Origin of the sequence: Stackebrandtia nassauensis DSM 44728 (genome assembly GCF_000024545.1) — a bacterium.
Lineage (GTDB): Bacteria > Actinomycetota > Actinomycetes > Mycobacteriales > Micromonosporaceae > Stackebrandtia > Stackebrandtia nassauensis.
The window spans coordinates 1267658-1286822 of sequence record NC_013947.1; the positions used below are offsets into that span (position 1 = coordinate 1267658).

At 66.2% G+C, this 19165-nt stretch carries 30 protein-coding genes; all 30 read left to right on the forward strand.

Annotated elements, in window-relative coordinates; translation table 11 throughout:
• The first annotated feature begins 94 nt into the window (after positions 1-94).
• Entirely contained in the window at positions 95-433 is a 339-nt protein-coding gene (locus SNAS_RS05825) for a hypothetical protein (RefSeq protein ID WP_144300408.1), read from the forward strand.
• 9 nt (positions 434-442) lie between these two features.
• Positions 443-1408, forward strand: coding sequence for a DUF4190 domain-containing protein (locus SNAS_RS05830; protein WP_013016460.1), 966 nt, complete (start codon positions 443-445; stop codon positions 1406-1408).
• 478 nt (positions 1409-1886) lie between these two features.
• Positions 1887-2261, forward strand: coding sequence for a 30S ribosomal protein S12 (gene rpsL / locus SNAS_RS05835; protein ID WP_013016461.1), 375 nt, complete (start codon positions 1887-1889; stop codon positions 2259-2261).
• On the forward strand, positions 2261-2731 hold the full coding sequence (gene rpsG, locus SNAS_RS05840) for a 30S ribosomal protein S7 (protein ID WP_013016462.1): 471 nt from the start codon (positions 2261-2263) through the stop codon (positions 2729-2731). Before rpsL ends, rpsG begins: the two co-directional genes overlap by 1 nt.
• A gap of 42 nt (positions 2732-2773) precedes the next feature.
• Positions 2774-4873, forward strand: coding sequence for an elongation factor G (gene fusA / locus SNAS_RS05845; protein ID WP_013016463.1), 2100 nt, complete (start codon positions 2774-2776; stop codon positions 4871-4873).
• Positions 4874-4972: 99 nt separating this feature from the next.
• Complete coding sequence (gene tuf / locus SNAS_RS05850) at positions 4973-6166, forward strand: elongation factor Tu (RefSeq protein WP_013016464.1); 1194 nt, start codon at positions 4973-4975, stop codon at positions 6164-6166.
• Positions 6167-6455: 289 nt separating this feature from the next.
• A complete protein-coding gene (gene rpsJ, locus SNAS_RS05855) occupies positions 6456-6764 on the forward strand; it encodes a 30S ribosomal protein S10 (RefSeq protein WP_013016465.1) in 309 nt (102 codons plus the stop codon).
• Between the two features lie 12 nt (positions 6765-6776).
• The gene (gene rplC / locus SNAS_RS05860; RefSeq protein WP_013016466.1) at positions 6777-7439 is read left to right on the forward strand and encodes a 50S ribosomal protein L3; all 663 of its coding nucleotides are present in this window, start codon (positions 6777-6779) and stop codon (positions 7437-7439) included.
• On the forward strand, positions 7436-8089 hold the full coding sequence (gene rplD / locus SNAS_RS05865; protein ID WP_013016467.1) for a 50S ribosomal protein L4: 654 nt from the start codon (positions 7436-7438) through the stop codon (positions 8087-8089). The genes rplC and rplD overlap by 4 nt, the downstream gene beginning before the upstream one ends.
• Complete coding sequence (gene rplW, locus SNAS_RS05870; RefSeq protein WP_013016468.1) at positions 8086-8400, forward strand: 50S ribosomal protein L23; 315 nt, start codon at positions 8086-8088, stop codon at positions 8398-8400. Before rplD ends, rplW begins: the two co-directional genes overlap by 4 nt.
• A gap of 22 nt (positions 8401-8422) precedes the next feature.
• A complete protein-coding gene (gene rplB / locus SNAS_RS05875; RefSeq protein WP_013016469.1) occupies positions 8423-9262 on the forward strand; it encodes a 50S ribosomal protein L2 in 840 nt (279 codons plus the stop codon).
• A 5-nt stretch (positions 9263-9267) separates the two neighbouring features.
• Positions 9268-9549 (forward strand): 30S ribosomal protein S19, encoded by a 282-nt coding sequence (rpsS, locus tag SNAS_RS05880; RefSeq protein WP_013016470.1) that lies wholly within the window; start codon positions 9268-9270, stop codon positions 9547-9549.
• Positions 9550-9576: 27 nt separating this feature from the next.
• Positions 9577-10053, forward strand: a complete 477-nt coding sequence (gene rplV / locus SNAS_RS05885) for a 50S ribosomal protein L22 (RefSeq protein ID WP_013016471.1) — start codon at positions 9577-9579, stop codon at positions 10051-10053.
• Positions 10053-10850 (forward strand): 30S ribosomal protein S3, encoded by a 798-nt coding sequence (gene rpsC / locus SNAS_RS05890; protein ID WP_013016472.1) that lies wholly within the window; start codon positions 10053-10055, stop codon positions 10848-10850. The genes rplV and rpsC overlap by 1 nt, the downstream gene beginning before the upstream one ends.
• Before the next feature lie 5 nt (positions 10851-10855).
• Positions 10856-11281, forward strand: coding sequence for a 50S ribosomal protein L16 (gene rplP, locus SNAS_RS05895; protein WP_013016473.1), 426 nt, complete (start codon positions 10856-10858; stop codon positions 11279-11281).
• Positions 11281-11520, forward strand: coding sequence for a 50S ribosomal protein L29 (gene rpmC / locus SNAS_RS05900; protein WP_013016474.1), 240 nt, complete (start codon positions 11281-11283; stop codon positions 11518-11520). The genes rplP and rpmC overlap by 1 nt, the downstream gene beginning before the upstream one ends.
• Entirely contained in the window at positions 11517-11783 is a 267-nt protein-coding gene (rpsQ, locus tag SNAS_RS05905; RefSeq protein WP_013016475.1) for a 30S ribosomal protein S17, read from the forward strand. The genes rpmC and rpsQ overlap by 4 nt, the downstream gene beginning before the upstream one ends.
• A 12-nt stretch (positions 11784-11795) precedes the next feature.
• The gene (gene rplN / locus SNAS_RS05910) at positions 11796-12164 is read left to right on the forward strand and encodes a 50S ribosomal protein L14 (RefSeq protein ID WP_013016476.1); all 369 of its coding nucleotides are present in this window, start codon (positions 11796-11798) and stop codon (positions 12162-12164) included.
• Between the two features lie 4 nt (positions 12165-12168).
• Entirely contained in the window at positions 12169-12483 is a 315-nt protein-coding gene (gene rplX / locus SNAS_RS05915) for a 50S ribosomal protein L24 (RefSeq protein ID WP_013016477.1), read from the forward strand.
• On the forward strand, positions 12483-13061 hold the full coding sequence (gene rplE, locus SNAS_RS05920; RefSeq protein WP_013016478.1) for a 50S ribosomal protein L5: 579 nt from the start codon (positions 12483-12485) through the stop codon (positions 13059-13061). The genes rplX and rplE overlap by 1 nt, the downstream gene beginning before the upstream one ends.
• Position 13062: 1 nt before the next feature.
• Positions 13063-13248: a type Z 30S ribosomal protein S14 gene (locus SNAS_RS05925; RefSeq protein WP_013016479.1), complete on the forward strand. Its 186-nt coding sequence runs from the start codon at positions 13063-13065 to the stop codon at positions 13246-13248.
• A 71-nt stretch (positions 13249-13319) separates the two neighbouring features.
• The gene (rpsH, locus tag SNAS_RS05930) at positions 13320-13727 is read left to right on the forward strand and encodes a 30S ribosomal protein S8 (protein ID WP_013016480.1); all 408 of its coding nucleotides are present in this window, start codon (positions 13320-13322) and stop codon (positions 13725-13727) included.
• A 17-nt stretch (positions 13728-13744) separates the two neighbouring features.
• On the forward strand, positions 13745-14284 hold the full coding sequence (gene rplF / locus SNAS_RS05935; protein WP_013016481.1) for a 50S ribosomal protein L6: 540 nt from the start codon (positions 13745-13747) through the stop codon (positions 14282-14284).
• Positions 14285-14680 carry a 50S ribosomal protein L18 gene (rplR, locus tag SNAS_RS05940; protein WP_013016482.1) on the forward strand — a complete coding sequence of 132 codons (396 nt, stop codon included), beginning with the start codon at positions 14285-14287 and terminating at the stop codon, positions 14678-14680.
• 72 nt (positions 14681-14752) lie between these two features.
• Positions 14753-15379: a 30S ribosomal protein S5 gene (rpsE, locus tag SNAS_RS05945; RefSeq protein ID WP_013016483.1), complete on the forward strand. Its 627-nt coding sequence runs from the start codon at positions 14753-14755 to the stop codon at positions 15377-15379.
• 12 nt (positions 15380-15391) lie between these two features.
• Positions 15392-15574, forward strand: a complete 183-nt coding sequence (rpmD, locus tag SNAS_RS05950) for a 50S ribosomal protein L30 (RefSeq protein WP_013016484.1) — start codon at positions 15392-15394, stop codon at positions 15572-15574.
• A gap of 3 nt (positions 15575-15577) precedes the next feature.
• Positions 15578-16033: a 50S ribosomal protein L15 gene (gene rplO, locus SNAS_RS05955; protein WP_013016485.1), complete on the forward strand. Its 456-nt coding sequence runs from the start codon at positions 15578-15580 to the stop codon at positions 16031-16033.
• 221 nt (positions 16034-16254) lie between these two features.
• Positions 16255-17628 (forward strand): preprotein translocase subunit SecY, encoded by a 1374-nt coding sequence (secY, locus tag SNAS_RS05960; RefSeq protein ID WP_013016487.1) that lies wholly within the window; start codon positions 16255-16257, stop codon positions 17626-17628.
• Positions 17629-17641: 13 nt separating this feature from the next.
• Complete coding sequence (locus SNAS_RS05965; RefSeq protein WP_013016488.1) at positions 17642-18295, forward strand: adenylate kinase; 654 nt, start codon at positions 17642-17644, stop codon at positions 18293-18295.
• Entirely contained in the window at positions 18295-19128 is an 834-nt protein-coding gene (gene map, locus SNAS_RS05970; protein WP_013016489.1) for a type I methionyl aminopeptidase, read from the forward strand. The genes SNAS_RS05965 and map overlap by 1 nt, the downstream gene beginning before the upstream one ends.
• Positions 19129-19165: the final 37 nt, after the last annotated feature.

Below are 19165 nucleotides of genomic sequence, written 5' to 3' on the forward strand. Positions count from 1 at the left end.
CTGGGCTTATCCGGGCGTGACCAACCGCTGGGGCCGCGAGTGCGAACTCGCGGCCCCACGTCGTACCCACTTCGGGGCGGACATAATGGCGTACATGAGCTTGTCGCAGACCGACGCCGCCGCGCGCTCGGCCCGGCACCCGCGCGACCCGGAGCCGGTGCCGTCCACCAAGGCGGCCGCCGCCTACGCCCTGAGCGTGCTGGCGCTGGCCACGGCCCCGTTTTTGGGCGGCGTCATCCCCGCGATCATCACCCTGCGGCTGAGCGCCCAGGCCGACGCGGACATCGCCGCCTCCGAGGGCTTCCTGCTCGGCGCGGCCCGCAACCGCCGCGCCCGCAAGAACGCCTTCCTCGCCTTCGGCATCACCGGCCTGGCGATCCTGACCCTCTTCACCTGGTGGGTATTCCGCGAGACCGTCCAGAGCGTGAGCTGACGAGGAACGATGACGACACAGCAACCCGACGACCGCACCCCCACCTCCCCGGCCCGGCCCGACCCGGCCGCTCCCGGCCAGCCTTCGGCTTCCGAGCCGACATCGGCTCCCGGATCGACGCCGCCGCCGCAGGACCGGCCCGCGCCCGAGTCGCCGGTGGCGCGGCCGTCGCTTCAGGCCACCGAGCCGACGCCCGCCGACGACCTGCCGCAGGCTCCGGCAGCACCGGCCGCCGACGTGACACCGCCGCCCGAGACCGCCCCGGCGGTGGCCGAGCCGACGGCCGAGGGTGAGTCGGAGGTGGCGTCGGACGACGTGCCGCATGCCGCTGCCGAGCCGGTCGCCGAACCGACCTCCGACGTGACGCCGCAGCCCGCCGAGGCCCCGGCCGTGTCCGACGCCGGGGACGCGCCCGCCGACGCCGAGCCCCCGGTGGAGATGACGCCGCCGGGGGAGTCCCCGTCCGGGGCCGCCGACGCGGCGGCCGCCGAGGAGGCCGCGAAGGCCGAGGCCGACTCGCCCGTCGACGCCCCGGTGACCGGCGGTTCGATGCCGATTCCCATGCCGCCGGTGTCGCGCCCGCCCGCCGGTTCGGCCTACGGGTATCCCACTCGCTATGCCGAGGCCCCCGGCAGTGGGCACTTCCAGCTGGCGCTGCCGCAGTTGGGGACCATTGTGGCTGGTCCGGCCGCGGGGAGCATGATCGCCGGGATCGCCGCGATCCTGGTGGCGTTCTCCGTCGGCTGCACCGGGATGTTCGGCAGTGTCATGGTGCCCGTGGCCGCCACGGTGCTGGCCGTGTTCTTCATCAGCACCGCCGGGCTGTTGGCCGCGGTGGCGTTGCGGCAGATCAGGCGGGGTGGCGGCGAGTACCGGGGCAAGGGCATGGCCATCGCCGGGCTCGCCTGCGGTGGTGCCGCGATCCTGGTGCTGTTGTTCATGTTGTTGCTGGTCACCGTGGCGTTGAGCGGCTGACCTGCCGACGACCGCGCCGGGGCACCGGTGTAAGGTGTTCGGCGGTGTACCTGCCCGTGTGCGCACGTTGGCCAGGCGAGGACACCGGTGTCGAGGGGTCAGGCCGAATCACCGTCGGTGAGTTCGGGCACTACTCGAAATACCGGTGGGAATCGCGTTGACTACTGCGGCTATGGTGGGTAAGCTTTCCCCTTGTGCCTGGGCTCCGGCCTGGGCCGGTGTGTTGCCCGCAGTGACGATCCTTGATAATCGTCACCGGCGTTGCCCTCGCGGGTTCGCCGCCACGGGGAGGCGCGCCGAAAAAGCTAGAAGTCCCCATCCACCCGATCGCGGATTCTTCCGCGAAAAGGTCGCGCTCTGGCCGACACGCCCGAGCGCGGGGGGCGGAGAAACACGTGTGGCGTCACGCCGGTGAAGCCATCGACCATACAAGACGAATCGGGCGGCGGAGTCCGTCCGAAAAGGGAGTAATAACCCGGTGCCAACGATCCAACAGCTGGTCCGCAAGGGCCGCAAGGACAAGGTCAGTAAGAACAAGACACCCGCGCTGAAGGGCAGTCCCCAGCGCCGTGGTGTGTGCACCCGCGTGTACACCACCACCCCGAAGAAGCCGAACTCCGCGCTGCGCAAGGTCGCGCGTGTCCGGCTCATGAGCGGCTTCGAGGTCACCGCCTACATCCCCGGTGTCGGCCACAACCTGCAGGAGCACTCGATCGTGCTCGTGCGTGGCGGCCGGGTGAAGGACCTCCCCGGTGTCCGTTACAAGATCGTCCGTGGATCGCTGGACACCCAGGGTGTCCGGGACCGCAAGCAGGCCCGCAGCAAGTACGGCGCGAAGAAGGAGAAGAAGTAATGCCACGTAAAGGCCCCGCTCCGCGCCGCCAGCTGACCGCCGACCCGGTCTACAACTCCATGCTGGTCACCCAGCTCATCAACAAGGTGCTGGTGCGCGGCAAGCGCCAGCTCGCCGAGCGCATTGTCTACAGTGCCCTCGAAGGCACCCGCGCCAAGACCGAGACCGACCCGGTGGTCACCCTCAAGCGCGCGCTCGACAACGTCAAGCCGACCCTCGAGGTCCGCAGCCGCCGTGTCGGTGGCGCGACCTACCAGGTCCCGGTGGACGTGCGGCCCAGCCGCGCCACCACGCTGGGACTGCGCTGGCTGGTCGACTACAGCCGCGCCCGCCGCGAGAAGACCATGATCGAGCGGCTCATGAACGAGATCCTGGACGCCAGCAACGGCCTGGGTGCCGCGGTCAAGCGCCGCGAGGACACCCACAAGATGGCTGAAGCCAACCGCGCCTTTGCGCACTACCGCTGGTAAACGGACCCAGCGACCAAGCAACGAGAGAATCAGGAAAAGACCGTGGCCAAGGCCAACAACGCCCTCGCGAAGCTGCGCAACATCGGCATCATGGCGCACATCGATGCCGGTAAGACGACGACGACCGAGCGCATCCTGTTCTACACCGGTATCACGTACAAGATCGGTGAGGTCCACGACGGCGCCGCCACGATGGACTGGATGGAGCAGGAGCAGGAACGCGGCATCACCATCACCTCGGCGGCGACCAAGTGTGAGTGGGACGGCCACACCATCCAGATCATCGACACCCCCGGGCACGTCGACTTCACCGTCGAGGTGGAGCGCAGCCTGCGGGTGCTCGACGGATCGGTGGCCGTCTACGACGGTGTCGCCGGCGTCGAGCCGCAGACCGAGAACGTGTGGCGGCAGGCGGACAAGTACAAGGTCCCGCGGATGTGCTTCGTCAACAAGCTCGACCGCACCGGTGCCAACTTCTTCCGCTGTGTCGACATGATGCAGGAGCGGCTGGGTTCCAACACGGCCGTCATCCAGCTGCCGATCGGCAACGAGTCCGACTTCATCGGCGTCGTCGACCTGGTGGAGATGAACGCCAAGGTGTGGCGCGGCGAGACGAAACTGGGTGAGGAGTACTCCACCGAGGAGATCCCCGCCGAGATGGCCGACCAGGCCGCCGAGTACCGCGAGAAGCTGCTGGAGACCCTGGCCGACATCGACGACGACTTCGCCGAGAAGTTCCTCGAGGGTGAGGAACTGACGGTCGAGGAGATCAAGGCCGCCATCCGCAAGGGCACGATCGACAACTCGATCAACCCGGTGCTGTGTGGTACCGCGTTCAAGAACAAGGGTGTTCAGCCCCTGCTCGACGCGGTGGTCGACTACATGCCGTCGCCGCTGGACGTCCCGCCGATCCAGGGCACCAAGATGGACGGTGAGACTCCGGACGAGCGTCCGGCCGACCCGACCGCGCCGTTCAGCGCGCTGGCGTTCAAGATCCAGACGGACAAGCACCTGGGCAAGCTCACCTATGCCCGGATCTACTCCGGACGGATCGAGACCGGCAACCAGGTCATCAACTCGACCAAGGACCGCAAGGAGCGCATCGGCAAGATCTACCAGCTGCACGCGAACAAGCGCGAGGAGCGCACCTTCGCCGAGGCCGGTGACATCATCGCCGTGCAGGGTCTGAAGCAGACCACCACCGGTGACACGCTGTGTGACTCGAGCAAGCCGGTGATCCTGGAGTCCATGGTCTTCCCGGAGCCGGTCATCGACATGGCCATCGAGCCGAAGTCGAAGGCCGACCAGGACAAGCTCTCGACCGCGATCCAGCGGCTGGCCGAAGAGGACCCGACGTTCCGCGTCCACACCGACGAGGACACCGCTCAGACGGTGATCTCGGGTATGGGCGAGCTCCACCTGGACATCCTGGTGGACCGCATGAAGCGGGAGTTCAACGTCGAGGCCAACATCGGCAAGCCGCAGGTGTCGTACCGCGAGACCATCACCAAGCGGGTCGAGAAGGTCGAGTACCTGCACAAGAAGCAGACCGGTGGGTCCGGGCAGTTCGCGCGGGTCATCGTCAGCGTCGAGCCCATCCCGATGGGCGCCGACAACCCGACCTACGAGTTCGTCAACAAGATCACGGGTGGACGCATCCCGAAGGAGTACATCCCTTCGGTGGACGCCGGTGCGCAGGACTCCATGCAGTACGGAGTGCTGGCCGGTTACCCGATGGTCGGTGTGAAGTTGGAACTCACGGACGGTCAGTACCACGAGGTCGACTCTTCGGAGATGGCCTTCAAGATCGCCGGTTCCATGGTGATGAAGGAGGCCTGTAAGAAGGCCGGCCCGACTCTCCTCGAACCGATGATGGCCGTCGAGGTCACCACCCCGGAGGACTCCATGGGTGATGTCATCGGCGACATCAACTCTCGCCGTGGTCTGGTGCAGGAGATGGGTGAGCGGGGAACCGCTCGCGTCGTCAACGCACTGGTTCCGCTCAGCGAAATGTTCGGCTACGTCGGCGACCTGCGGTCGAAGACCCAGGGCCGGGCGAGCTACTCCATGCAGTTCGACTCGTACGCCGAAGTTCCGGCAAACGTGGCCAAGGAGATCATCGCCAAGGCCACCGGCGAGTAGTACCGCATACCCGCAGCCCCTCCGAGGCTTCGCCGCCTCGGAAGGGTCTGTACCTAGGAAATCGACGTACGAACCAACAGTCCACAGGAGGACGAAAAAGTGGCGAAGGAGAAGTTCGAGCGGACCAAGCCACACGTCAACATCGGCACCATTGGTCACATCGACCACGGGAAGACGACGCTGACGGCGGCTATCACCAAGGTCCTGCACGACAAGTTCCCCGACCTCAACCCGTACAAGCCGTTCGACGAGATCGACAACGCGCCGGAAGAGAAGCAGCGCGGTATCACGATCTCGATCTCGCACGTTGAGTACCAGACTGAGACGCGGCACTACGCACACGTCGACTGCCCGGGGCACGCCGACTACATCAAGAACATGATCACCGGTGCCGCCCAGATGGACGGTGCGATCCTGGTCGTGTCGGCGACTGACGGCCCCATGCCGCAGACCCGTGAGCACGTGCTGCTGGCCCGCCAGGTCGGTGTTCCGTACATCGTTGTCGCCCTGAACAAGGCCGACATGGTGGACGACGAGGAGATCATGGAACTGGTCGAGATGGAAGTTCGTGAACTTCTGTCCGACAACTCGTTCCCGGGTGACGACCTGCCGGTCGTCAAGGTCTCCGCACTCAAGGCCCTCGAGGGCGACGAGCAGTGGGGCAACGCGGTCGCCGAGCTCATGAACGCCGTCGACGAGGCGATCCCGGAGCCGGAGCGTCAGACCGACAAGCCGTTCCTGATGCCCGTCGAGGACGTCTTCACGATCACCGGCCGCGGTACCGTGGTCACCGGTCGTGTGGAGCGCGGTGTGCTGCTGCCGAACGAGGAAGTCGACATCGTCGGCATCAAGGAAACCAAGATCTCCACCAAGGTCACCGCCATCGAGATGTTCCGCAAGGTGCTCGATGACGCGCGTGCGGGTGAGAACGTCGGCCTGCTGCTGCGCGGTACCAAGCGTGACGAGGTCGAGCGCGGCATGGTCGTCATCAAGCCGGGCACCACGACCCCGCACACCGAGTTCGAGGGCCAGGTCTACGTCCTGTCCAAGGACGAGGGTGGACGGCACAAGCCGTTCTTCTCGAACTACCGTCCGCAGTTCTACTTCCGGACCACCGACGTGACCGGCGTCGTCACCCTCCCCGAGGGCACCGAGATGGTCATGCCCGGCGACAACACCACCATGACGGTTGAGCTGATCCAGCCCATCGCCATGGAGGAGGGCCTGCTGTTCGCCATCCGCGAGGGTGGTCGTACCGTCGGTTCCGGCCGGGTCACCAAGATCCTGAAGTAACCAGCACCATCGGTAACGAGGTTCACGTGCCGGATACCCACCCCCGACTTGGGGAGTGAAAATCCGTCCGGCATAATGAACAGGTTGCGTACGTGGGGGTCGGTCTGTGCTGTGCTCACGCACGGTTAGGACCGCCCCCCACCCACGCCCGGCCTTGGCGCCAAAGCCCAATCCCGATCAGTTTTCGTGGGATGAGGCTGGCCGCAGGCCGCGACACGCCCGACAGCGGGGCACGGCTCAACCAGCCGTCCGACCCGGCAAATCAGTGGGATTGAGAGTAGAAGGAAACATGGCGGGACAGAAGATCCGCATTCGGCTTAAGGCCTACGACCACGATGTCGTGGACTCCTCGGCCCGCAAGATCGTCGAGACGGTGACCCGTACCGGCGCCAACATCGCAGGCCCTGTGCCGCTGCCGACCGAACTCAACCGCTTCTGCGTGATCCGGTCGCCGCACAAGTACAAGGACTCGCGCGAGCACTTTGAGATGCGCACACACAAGCGCCTCATAGACATCCTCGACCCGACGCCCAAGACGGTTGACTCGCTGATGCGGCTCGACCTCCCGGCCGGTGTCGACATCGAGATCAAGCTGTAGGGATTCCACGAAATGGACAGGCAAGTCAACGGGATCCTGGGTACCAAACTCGGTATGACCCAGGTCTGGGACGAAAACAACCGCGTCGTCCCGGTGACCGTGGTACAGGCCGGACCTTGCGTCGTCACGCAGGTCCGCACCCCGGACACCGACGGATACTCCGCGGTCCAGCTCGCGTTCGGCCAGATCGACCCGCGCAAGGTCAACAAGCCGCTCAGCGGCCACTTCGCGAAGGCCGAGGTGGCTCCGCGCCGCCACGTCGTCGAACTGCGCACCACGGACGCGACCGAATACTCGGCCGGTGACGAGATCACCGTCGACCGCTTCGAGACCGGCGGGCTGGTCGACGTGACCGGCAAGACCAAGGGCAAGGGCTACGCCGGTGTCATGAAGCGGCACGGCTTCGGTGGTCTGGGCGCCGGACACGGCGTGCAGCGCAAGCACCGTTCGCCGGGCTCCATCGGTGGCTGCGCCACCCCGGGCCGGGTGTTCAAGGGCATGCGGATGGCCGGCCGGATGGGCGGCGTGCGGCACACCGTGCAGAACCTGAAGATCCACGCTGTGGACGCCGACAACAACCTGCTGCTGATCAAGGGCGCGCTGCCCGGACCGACCGGCGGTCTGGTCCTCGTGCGCGGCGCCGTCAAGGTCGCGGCCAAAGGTGGTGCGAAATGAGCCTCGAGGTCAACGTCACCGACGCGACCGGTAAGAAGACCGGCACCGTCACGCTCCCGGCCGAGCTGTTCGAGCGCGAGGTGAACATCCACCTGATGCACCAGGTGGTCACCGCGCAGCTCGCGGCCAAGCGCCAGGGCACCCACGCCACCAAGACCCGCGGTGCGGTCTCCGGCGGCGGCGCCAAGCCGTACCGCCAGAAGGGCACCGGCCGCGCCCGTCAGGGTTCGACCCGGGCGCCGCAGTTCGCCGGCGGTGGCACCGTCCACGGCCCGCAGCCGCGTGACTACTCGCAGCGCACGCCCAAGAAGATGAAGGCCGCCGCCCTGGCGAGCGCGCTTTCGGACCGGGCGGCCAGCGAGGTCGTGCACGTGGTCACCGGGCTGCTCGACGGCGACACTCCCAAGACCAAGGACGCTCTGAAGGCGCTGCGCGCGACGACGGAGGCCAAGAAGGTCCTGATGGTGCTCGACCGCGAGGACGAGCTCACCTGGAAGAGCCTGCGCAACGACCCGAACGTGCACCTGCTGTTCCACGACCAGCTGAACACCTACGACGTGCTCGTCAACGACGCGCTGGTGTTCTCCAAGGCCGCCTTCGATGACTTCGTCGCGGCCCGGACCGGCGAGAAGCAGGAGGCCGCGGCATGAGTACGGTCAGCATTCCCGACCCGCGCGATGTGATCATCAAGCCGGTCATCTCCGAGAAGAGCTACGGCCTTCTCGAGCTGAACAAGTACACCTTCGAGGTCCGCAAGGACGCGAACAAATCGCACATCAAGCTCGCCGTGCAGGAAATCTTCGGCGTCAAGGTGACCAGCGTGAACACGCTGAACCGTGACGGCAAGCGCCGCCGCACCCGTCAGGGCTGGGGCAAGCGCAAGGACGTCAAGCACGCGATCGTGACTGTCGACGGCGACGCCGCCCGGCTGAGCGAGATCTTCGGCGGCTCGGTCTCTTAGCGGTAGACGGGATTAGGAACTAATGGGTATTCGCAAACACAAGCCGACGACGCCTGGACGTCGCGGTTCCAGCGGCGCCGACTTCGCCGAGGTCACTCGCAACACCCCGGAGAAGTCGCTGCTTCGCCCGCTGACCAAGTCCGGCGGCCGTAACTCGCGCGGCAAGATCACCACGCGGCACCGCGGCGGTGGCCACAAGCGCGCCTACCGGCTGATCGACTTCCGTCGCCACGACAAGGACGGCATCCCCGCCAAGGTCGCGCACATCGAGTACGACCCGAACCGGACCGCGCGGATCGCGCTGCTGCACTTCGCCGACGGCGAGAAGCGGTACATCCTGTGCCCCAAGGACCTGGTCCAGGGCGCCCGGATCGAGAACGGGCCGCACGCCGACATCAAGCCCGGCAACAACCTGCCGCTGCGCAACATCCCGGTGGGCACCATCGTGCACGCCGTGGAGCTGCGTCCCGGCGGCGGCGCCAAACTGGCCCGCTCGGCCGGTTCCGGTATCCAGCTGCTGGCCCGGGAAGGCAAGTACGCGCACCTGCGTATGCCCTCCGGCGAGATCCGGCTGGTCGAGGTCCGTTGCCGCGCCACGGTTGGCGAGGTCGGCAACGCCGAGCAGTCGAACATCAACTGGGGCAAGGCCGGCCGCATGCGCTGGAAGGGACGTCGTCCCACGGTGCGTGGTGTGGTCATGAACCCGGTCGACCACCCGCACGGTGGTGGTGAGGGTAAGACCTCCGGTGGCCGTCACCCGGTTAACCCGCAGGGTAAGCCGGAGGGCCGGACACGCAGCAAGGGCAAGGCCAGCGATCGGCTGATCGTCCGGCGCCGTTACGCCAACCGGAAGCGGAGTTAATCGATATGCCACGCAGTTTGAAAAAGGGTCCGTTCGTCGACGACCACCTTCTGAAGAAGGTCGAGAAGGCCGTCGAGTCGAAGAGCCGCAACGTCATCAAGACCTGGTCGCGGCGATCCACCATCACTCCGGAGATGATCGGCCTCACGATCGCGGTGCACGACGGACGCAAGCACGTCCCGGTGTTCATCTCCGAGAACATGGTCGGCCACAAGCTGGGCGAGTTCGCGCTCACCCGGACCTTCCGCAGCCATGACAAAGACGACCGTAAGAGCCGTAGGCGTTAAGCCGCGGGTAACGAGATAGGACAAACGATGGCAAGCAACGAGGCCACTCTGGCCCCGAGTGCCCGGGCGGTGGCGCGGTACGTGCGCGTCTCGCCCATGAAGGCACGCCGCGTCGTCAACCTGGTTCGTGGCCTGCCCGCGGACGAGGCGCTGACGGTGCTCCAGTTCGCCCCGCAGGCGGCAAGCGAACCGGTGTACAAGGTGATCGCCTCCGCGATCGCCAACGCCGAGAACAACGAGAAGCTCGACCGCGAGTCGCTGCTGGTCTCCGAGGCCTTCGTGGACGAGGGACCGACGATGAAGCGGTACCGGCCGCGCGCCCACGGGCGGGCCTACCGGATCCGCAAGCGCACCAGCCACATCACCGTGGTCCTGGAGAGCGTGCAGGCGTCCGAGCAGCCCTCGGGCACGATCCGTCGCCCGAAGCGCAGTGCCTCCAAGAGCACCAAGCCCGCTGCGGCTGAGCCCACGTCCACCGACACCGCCGAGAAGGAGACCGAGTAATGGGTCAAAAGATTCACCCACACGGGTACCGGCTCGGCATCAGCTCCGGCTGGACGTCGCGCTGGTACGCGGACAAGAGCTACGCCGAGTACGTCGGTGAGGACGTGAAGATCCGCAAACTCATGTCGCAGGGCATGGAGCGCGCGGGCATCGCCGAGGTCGACATCGAGCGCACCCGTGACCGGGTCCGCGTCGACATCCACACCGCCCGCCCGGGCATCGTCATCGGCCGCAAGGGCGCCGAGGCGGACCGGCTGCGTACCCGGCTGGAGAAACTGACCGGCAAGCAGGTCCAGTTCAACATCATCGAGGTGAAGAACCCCGAGTCCAACGCTCAGCTGGTGGCCCAGGCCATCGCCGAGCAGCTGGCCAGCCGGGTGAACTTCCGTCGCGCGATGCGCAAGTCGATCCAGTCGGCGCTGCGCAACCCGACCGTCAAGGGCATCAAGGTCGCCTGCTCGGGCCGCCTCGGTGGCGCCGAGATGTCGCGCTCCGAGTTCTACCTCGAAGGTCAGGTCCCGCTGCACACGCTGCGCGCCAACATCGACTACGGCCTGTTCGAGGCCCGCACGTCGTTCGGCCGCATCGGTGTGAAGGTGTGGATCTACCGCGACGAGGAACGGGCCCAGGCCCGGTCGTCGCAGGACAACGTGCAGCGCCGTCGCGATGACCGCGGCGGCCGCGGTGAGCGTCGTGGCCGGGTGCGCTCGGGCGCCTCGGGCACCATCGGCACCGGTACCGAAGCAGGGCGTGCGGCCTCGACTAACGCCGCCGCGAACACTGGTCAGGAGGGCTGAGCAGAATGCTTATGCCACGTAAGCCCCCGAAGGGCTTCCGTAAACCGCACCACCCCAAGCGGCGTGGGCGGGCCAAGGGCGGCACCCGCGTGACGTTCGGCGAGTTCGGTATCCAGGCTCTGGAACCGGCCTACGTCACCAACCGGCAGATCGAGTCGGCGCGTATCGCCATGACCCGTCACATCAAGCGTGGCGGCAAGGTGTGGATCAACATCTTCCCCGACCAGGCGCTGACGAAGAAGCCCGCCGAGACCCGGATGGGTTCCGGTAAGGGTTCCCCCGAGTGGTGGGTGGCCAACGTGAAGCCCGGCCGCGTGATGTTCGAGCTGTCGTTTCCCAACGAGACGATCGCGCGGGAAGCGATGCGCCGCGCCATCCACAAGCTCCCGATGAAGTGCCGCATCGTCACACGTGAAGTGGGTGAGGTCTGATGGCCGCCGGTATCGAAGCCGCCGAGCTGCGTGAGCTCTCCGACGACGAGCTGCGCACCCGGTTGCGGGACAGCAAGGAAGAACTTTTCAACCTGCGGGTGCAGTCCGCGACGGGGCAGCTGGACAACAACCGGCACTTGAAGACCGTCCGTCGTGACATCGCCCGGATCTACACGATCATGCGTGAGCGCGAACTGGGTCTGTCCGCCGCGCCGACGACGGAGGTGGCCTCATTATGAGCACTCAAGAGCGCGCGACGAGCCGCAAGGTCCGCGAGGGCCTTGTCGTCAGCGACAAGATGAACAAGACCGCGGTGGTCGAGGTCGAGGACCGGGTCAAGCACCCGCTCTACGGCAAGGTCCTGCGTCGTACGAAGAAGTACAAGGCGCACGACGAAGAGAACGAGTGCGGCATCGGGGACCGGGTGCAGATCATGGAGACCCGGCCGCTGTCCAAGACGAAGCGCTGGCGGATCGTCGAGATCCTCGAGAAGGCCAAGTAAGGAGATCGCGACGTGATTCAGCAAGAGTCGCGGCTGCGGGTCGCCGACAACACGGGTGCGCGCGAAGTGCTGTGCATCCGGGTTCTCGGTGGTTCGGGCCGTCGTTACGCGGGTATCGGCGACCTGTTCGTCGGTACCGTCAAGGACGCGATCCCCGGTGCCGGTGTGAAGAAGGGTGACGTCGTTCGCGCCGTCGTCGTTCGTTCCGCCAAGGAGCGCCGCCGTCCCGACGGGTCGTACATCAAGTTCGACGAGAACGCCGCCGTCCTGATCAAGGATGACGGGGAACCGCGCGGGACCCGCATCTTCGGCCCGGTCGGCCGGGAGCTGCGTGACAAGCGCTTCATGAAGATCATCTCGCTCGCGCCAGAGGTGCTGTAAGCCAATGAAGATCAAGAAGAATGACCGCGTGCGCGTCGTCGCGGGCAAGGACAAGGGCTCGGAGGGCAAGGTCATCGAGACCTACCCGACCCGGGACGCGGTGCTCGTCGAAGGTGTCAACCGGATCACGAAGCACACCAAGGTCGGCCAGAGCAACCGTGGGTCCAAGACCGGCGGCATCGTCACCCAGGAGGCGCCGATCCATGTCTCCAACGTGATGGTCCTCGACGCCGACAACCAGCCCACCAAGGTGGGGTACAAGATCGACGACGATGGTCGTAAGGTGCGCGTCTCTCGGCGCACGGGTAAGGAACTGTGATGGCGACTGCTACTGACACGAAGGTGACGCCCCGTCTCAAGGAGCGTTACAAGGCCGAGATCGCGACCGCGCTGAACGAGCAGTTCGGCTACGGCAACGTGATGCAGATTCCGACCGTGCAGAAGGTCGTCGTCAACATGGGTGTCGGCGACGCCGCCCGGGACTCCAAGCTGATCAACGGCGCCATGACGGACCTGGCCACCATCACCGGCCAGAAGCCGCAGATGCGTCGGGCCACCAAGTCGATCGCGCAGTTCAAGCTGCGCGAGGGCATGCCGATCGGTGCCAAGGCCACCCTGCGGGGCGACCGGATGTGGGAGTTCCTGGACCGGCTGCTGTCGATCGCGCTGCCGCGTATCCGTGACTTCCGGGGCCTGTCGGACAAGCAGTTCGACGGCAACGGCAACTACACCTTCGGGCTCACCGAGCAGTCGGTGTTCCACGAGATCGACCAGGACAAGATCGACCGGGTGCGCGGTATGGACATCACCGTCGTGACGACCGCGAAGACCAATGATGAAGGCCGTGCTCTCCTCAAGCTGCTCGGCTTCCCGTTCAAGACTGCGGAGAACCACTGACATGGCCAAGAAAGCACTGATCCACAAGGCGCAGCAGAAGCCGAAGTTCTCGTCGCGTGCCTACACCCGTTGCCAGAAGTGCGGGCGTCCCAAGGCGGTCTACCGCAAGTTCGGCCTGTGCCGGGTCTGCATCCGCTCGATGGCGCACCGCGGCGAACTGCCCGGCGTCACCAAGGCTTCCTGGTAACAACTCACTGCTGTTCGCCACAGGCCCGCGCACAGCGCGGGAACCGGGGCGAGAAGGGTTAATGAACAAGCATGACAATGACAGATCCCATCGCGGACATGCTGACACGGCTGCGTAACGCCAACCGCGCGTTCCACGACGTCGTCGCGATGCCGCACTCGAAGCTGAAGGCGAACGTCGCCGAGGTCCTCAAGCAAGAGGGTTACCTCGCCGACTGGCACGTCGAGGAGCCGGGTGAGGACGAGGTCAGCAAGAAGCTGGTCCTCGACCTGAAGTTCGGCGAGAACCGGCAGCGCAGCCTGGCGGGTATCCGCCGGGTCTCCAAGCCGGGTCTGCGCGTGTACGCCAAGTCGACCGAGCTGCCACGGGTGCTCGGCGGTCTGGGCGTGGCCATCATTTCCACATCCCAGGGTTTGCTGACCGACCGTCAGGCCCGTAAGCGCGGAGTGGGTGGGGAAGTCCTCGCCTACGTCTGGTAAGGGGAGGTAAGCGAGACATGTCCCGTATCGGACGTCAGAGCATCCCGGTTCCCGGTGGTGTCGAAGTCACCATCGACGGAACCGACGTGAAGGTCAAGGGCCCCAAGGGCGAGCTGTCGCGGACCCTGGTCGAGCCGATCACGATCGAGAAGAACGAGGATGGTTCGCTGCAGCTGAACCGCCCCGACGACGACCGTCGTTCCCGCGCGATGCACGGCCTGTGCCGTTCGCTCGTGAACAACATGGTCATCGGCGTCTCCGAGGGCTACAAGAAGAGCCTGGAGATCAACGGCACCGGTTACCGCGTGCAGCAGAAGGGCAGCAACCTGGAGTTCGCGCTCGGCTTCTCGCACCCGGTGGTCATCGAGCCGCCGGACGGCGTGAAGTTCTCGGTCGAGAAGCCGACCCTGTTCCACGTCGAGGGAATCGACAAGCAGGTCGTCGGTGAGATCGCGGCGAACATCCGCAAGATTCGCCCGCCGGAGCCCTACAAGGGCAAGGGCGTGAAGTACGTGGGCGAACACATCCGTCGCAAGGCGGGGAAGGCAGGTAAGTAAATGTCGGCCACGCTTTCCAAGCGCCGCAAGTCGGCCAACAGCTCGCAGGCCCGCCGGGTCGCCCGCGCGCGTCGCCACTTCCGCGTCCGCAAGGACGTGTCGGGCACCGCTGAGCGTCCGCGCCTGGTCGTGACCCGCTCGCTGAAGCACATCGTGGTTCAGCTGGTGGACGACACCAAGGGCCACACCGTCGCCTCCGCCTCGTCGATGGACTCGTCCATCCGGGGCATGGAGGGCGACAAGACCGCCGTCGCCAAGGCGGTCGGCAAGCTCATCGCCGAACGCGGCAAGGCCGCGGGCGTCGAGACGGTCGTCTTCGACCGGGGCGGAAACGCCTACCACGGACGGATCGCGGCCCTGGCCGACGCCGCCCGTGAGGGAGGCCTGGCCTTCTAGGCCAAGCCTTCTGCGAGTCGGCACACCCGTGTCGGCGTTATAGCTCACGAAGACAGAGAGAGGTAACACCTGATGGCAGCTGAAAGGCGCCAGAGCGGTACCGGCGAAGGCGGTGGCCGCGAAGGCGGTCGCGGTCGCCGGGACCGTCGTGAGGGTGGCCGTGGCGGTAAGGACGCCGCGGACAAGTCCCCGCACATCGAGAAGGTCGTATCGATCAACCGTGTCGCCAAGGTCGTCAAGGGCGGTCGCCGGTTCAGCTTCACCGCGCTGGTCGTGGTGGGCGACGGCAACGGCCAGGTCGGCGTCGGCTACGGCAAGGCCAAAGAGGTTCCCGCGGCGATCGCCAAGGGTGTCGAAGAGGCCAAGAAGAACTACTTCACCGTGCCGCGCATCGGCGGGACCATCCCGCACCCGATCATCGGTCGTGACGCCGCCGGCGAGGTGCTGCTGAAGCCCGCCAGCGCCGGTACCGGTGTCATCGCCGGTGGTTCGGTGCGCGCCGTGCTGGAGTGCGCCGGTATCCACGACGTGCTCTCCAAGAGCCTCGGCTCGGACAACGCGATCAACATCGTCCACGCGACGGTGAAGGCGCTCAAGACCCTCGAGGGTCCCGAGACCGTCGCGGCCCGTCGCGGTCTGCCCATCGAAGACGTCGCCCCCGCCGCCATGCTGCGGGCCCGCGCCGGACTTCAGGCATAGGGGGTCGGTGACATGGGACGAGTGAAGGTAACCCAGAAGCGTTCGACGATCGGCACCAAGCCCAACCAGCGTGCGACGCTGCGTACCTTGGGGCTCAAGAAGATCAACGACGTGACGATCAAAGACGACCGCCCGGAGATCCGCGGCATGATCCACACCGTGAGGCACCTGGTCGCGGTTGAGGAGGTGGAGTAGTCGATGACGATCAAGATTCACCACCTGCGTCCGGCACCCGGCTCGAACACCGCCAAGACCCGTGTGGGTCGCGGTGAGGGTTCGAAGGGTAAGACCGCAGGCCGCGGAACCAAGGGCACCAAGGCCCGCAAGAACGTTCCCGCCTTCCTGGAGGGCGGCGGCGTGCCGCTGCACATGCGGCTGCCGAAGCTCAAGGGCTTCAAGAACCGGTTCAAGGTGACCTACCAGGTCGTCAACCTGGACAAGCTCGCCGAGCTGTTCCCGCAGGGTGGCACCGTCGGTCCCGACGAGCTGGCCAAGGCCGGCGCCGTCCGCAAGGGCCAGCCCGTCAAGGTGCTGGGCTCGGGCGACCTGACCGGTATCAAGCTGGACATCACCGCGCACGCGTTCTCCAAGACCGCGAAGGACGAGATCCTCGCGGCGGGCGGCAACGCCGTCGTGCTCGGTAAGAAGAAGTAGCCACAATGTGTTTCGTGGGCCGGTTGTCCGAGTGGCAGTCGGCCCACGAACATTTGGAGGGGCCTAACACCCAGCGTGAACGGTATACGCGGTACCGGGTCCCCCTTTAACAACAAGCGGACTGTTAGAGTCCACCACGCGGCTCGTATGTGCGGGCGCGCACCATACGACGCCCAACGCCACTGACACCCCGGTGGCGGCAGTTGCTGGAGGAACCTGAGTTGCTCACCGCATTCTTCAGCGCATTTCGGACGCCCGATCTGCGCAAGAAGATCCTCTTCACTCTGTTCATCCTCGTGCTGTACCGCATGGGCGCCGCAATCCCCTCGCCCGGCGTCGACTACAGCAAGGTCGACGCTTGTATCCAGCGCACCGAGGACTCGAGCGTATTCACGCTGCTCAACCTGTTCTCCGGTGGAGCGCTGCTGAAGCTTTCGGTGCTGGCGCTGGGCATCATGCCCTACATCACCGCCAGCATCATCCTGCAGCTGCTGACCGTCGTGATCCCGCGGCTGGAGCAGCTGAAGAAGGAAGGCCCGGCCGGTCAGGCCAAGATCACCCAGTACACCCGGTACCTCACCCTGGGACTGGCGATCCTGCAGGCCTCCGGTTACATCGCGCTGGCGCGTTCGGGTCAGCTGTTCAACCCGGGCGGTGGCGGCAACACCCCGGCCGCCTGTCGCGAGATCATCGCCGACACCAGTACCAAGGACGTCGGCATCCCGATGTGGCTGACGCTGATCATCATCGTGGCGGTCATGACCGCCGGTACCGCGATGATCATGTGGTTCGGCGAGATGATCACCGACCGCGGCATCGGCAACGGCATGTCCGTGCTGATCTTCGCCTCGATCGCCGCGCAGCTGCCGGGCCAGTTCCTCAGCCTCAAGAACTCCGAGCCCGGCCAGAAGGGCTGGTTCCTGCTCGGCGGGGTCATCATCGTCGGCATCGCGATCATCGCGGCCGTGGTGTTCATCGAACAGTCGCAGCGCCGGATCCCGGTCCAGTACGCCAAGCGGATGGTCGGACGGCGCATGTACGGCGGCTCGTCCACCTACATCCCGATGAAGGTGAACCAGGCCGGCGTCATCCCCGTGATCTTCGGTTCCTCGCTGCTGTACATCCCGACGCTGATCACGCAGTTCTACCAGCAGCCGGGCCAGAAGGTGCCGGGCTGGGTGGACTTCATCAACACGTACTTCGTGGACCAGGGCAAGTGGTCGTACACGCTGCTGTACTTCGCGCTGATCATCTTCTTCACGTACTTCTACGTGTCGATCAGCTTCAACCCCAACGAGGTCGCCGAGAACATGAAGAAGTTCGGCGGGTTCATCCCGGGCGTGCGTCCGGGCAAGCCCACCGCGCGCTTCCTGGACCACGTGCAGCACCGCCTGACGCCTCCGGGCGCCATCTACCTGGGTCTCATCGCGATCCTGCCGAACCTGGCGATCCTGGCCTTCGGTGGCTCGCAGGCGTTCCAGAACTTCCCGTTCGGTGGCACCTCGGTGCTGATCATGGTCGGCGTGGGTCTGGAGAGCGTCAAGCAGATCGAGAGTCAGCTGATGCAGCGGAACTACGAAGGTTTCCTTCGGTAAGGGAGGCTTTCGTATGAGGCTGGTATTGGTCGGCCCTCCCGGAGCGGGGAAGGGCACGCAGGCGGAGTACATCGCGACGCAGCTGTCGGTCCCGAAGATCTCCACAGGGGACATCTTCCGGGCCAACGTCACCGGCGGCACCCCGCTGGGTGTCGAGGCCAAGCGGTACATGGACGCCGGGGAACTGGTGCCGGACAAGGTGACCATCGACATGGTGCGCGACCGGCTCGCCGAGCCCGACGCCGTCGACGGTTTCCTGCTGGACGGTTTCCCGCGCACGGTGCCGCAGGCGCAGGCGCTGGACAAGCTGCTGGCCGACATGGGCACCGGTCTGGACCTGGTGCTGGAACTGGTCGTCGACGACGACGAGGTGATCCGGCGGCTGTCCGGCCGTCGCACCTGCCACGGCTGCGGCAAGATCTGGCACGTCGAGTTCGACCGCACCGAGGTCGAGGGCGTGTGCGACCGCTGCGGCGGCGAGCTGTACCAGCGCGACGACGACAAGGCCGAGACCATCGCGACCCGGCTGGAGGTCTACAACCGCGAGACCGCGCCGCTGATCGGCTTCTACGGCAACACCGGCAAGCTGGTGGGCATCGACGCCACCGGCCCCGTCGAGGACGTCACCGCCCGGGCCCTGGACGCGCTGTCGTCCTACGAGGCGTGATGTTCGGGGGCGGCGAGGTCATCCAGTACAAGACCCCGGAACAGTTCCGCGTCATGCGGCGGGCCGGTCTGGTGGTCGCCGCGGTGCACGACGCGATGCGCAAGGCCGTCAAACCCGGGGTCACCACCAAGGAACTCGACACGATCGCCGCCGACGTGATCCGTTCGGCGGGCGCGACCCCGTCGTTCCTGGGTTACGACATCGGGCTGGGCCCGTACCCGGCAGTGATCTGCTCCTCGGTCAACGACCAGGTCGTGCACGCGATCCCGTCCGACGACCAGGTGCTCGCCGAGGGCGACCTGATCAGCATCGACGTCGGCGCCATCGTGGACGGCTGGCACGGCGACGCGGCGATCACGCTGCCGGTCGGCGAGGTCGACGCGAAACTGCTGGAGCTGACCCGGGTGTGCGAGGAGGCGATGTGGGCGGGCATCACCGCCGCGGCCACCGCCAAACGCCTGGGCGACATCTCCAACGCCATCCAGAAGACGATCCTGCGCGAGGGCCACTACGGCATCGTGACCGGTTTCGGCGGGCACGGCATCGGCACCGAGATGCACCAGGACCCGCACGTCCTCAACTACGGCCGCCGCGGCAAGGGCACCCGGATCAAACCCGGGATGGCGCTGGCGCTGGAGCCGATGATCACACTGGGCACCTCCGAGACCGTCGACGACGAGGACGGCTGGACCGTCGTGACCGCCGACGGCTCGATGGCCGCGCACGTCGAGCACTCGATCGCGCTGTGCGAGGACGGCATCTGGGTGCTGACCGCACCCGACGGCGGCGTGGAACGGCTGGGGGATCTGGCTTCGGCCATGGCAACCGGCTGAACGTCTATCGACGTGACGTCATATTGGTGGCAAGATG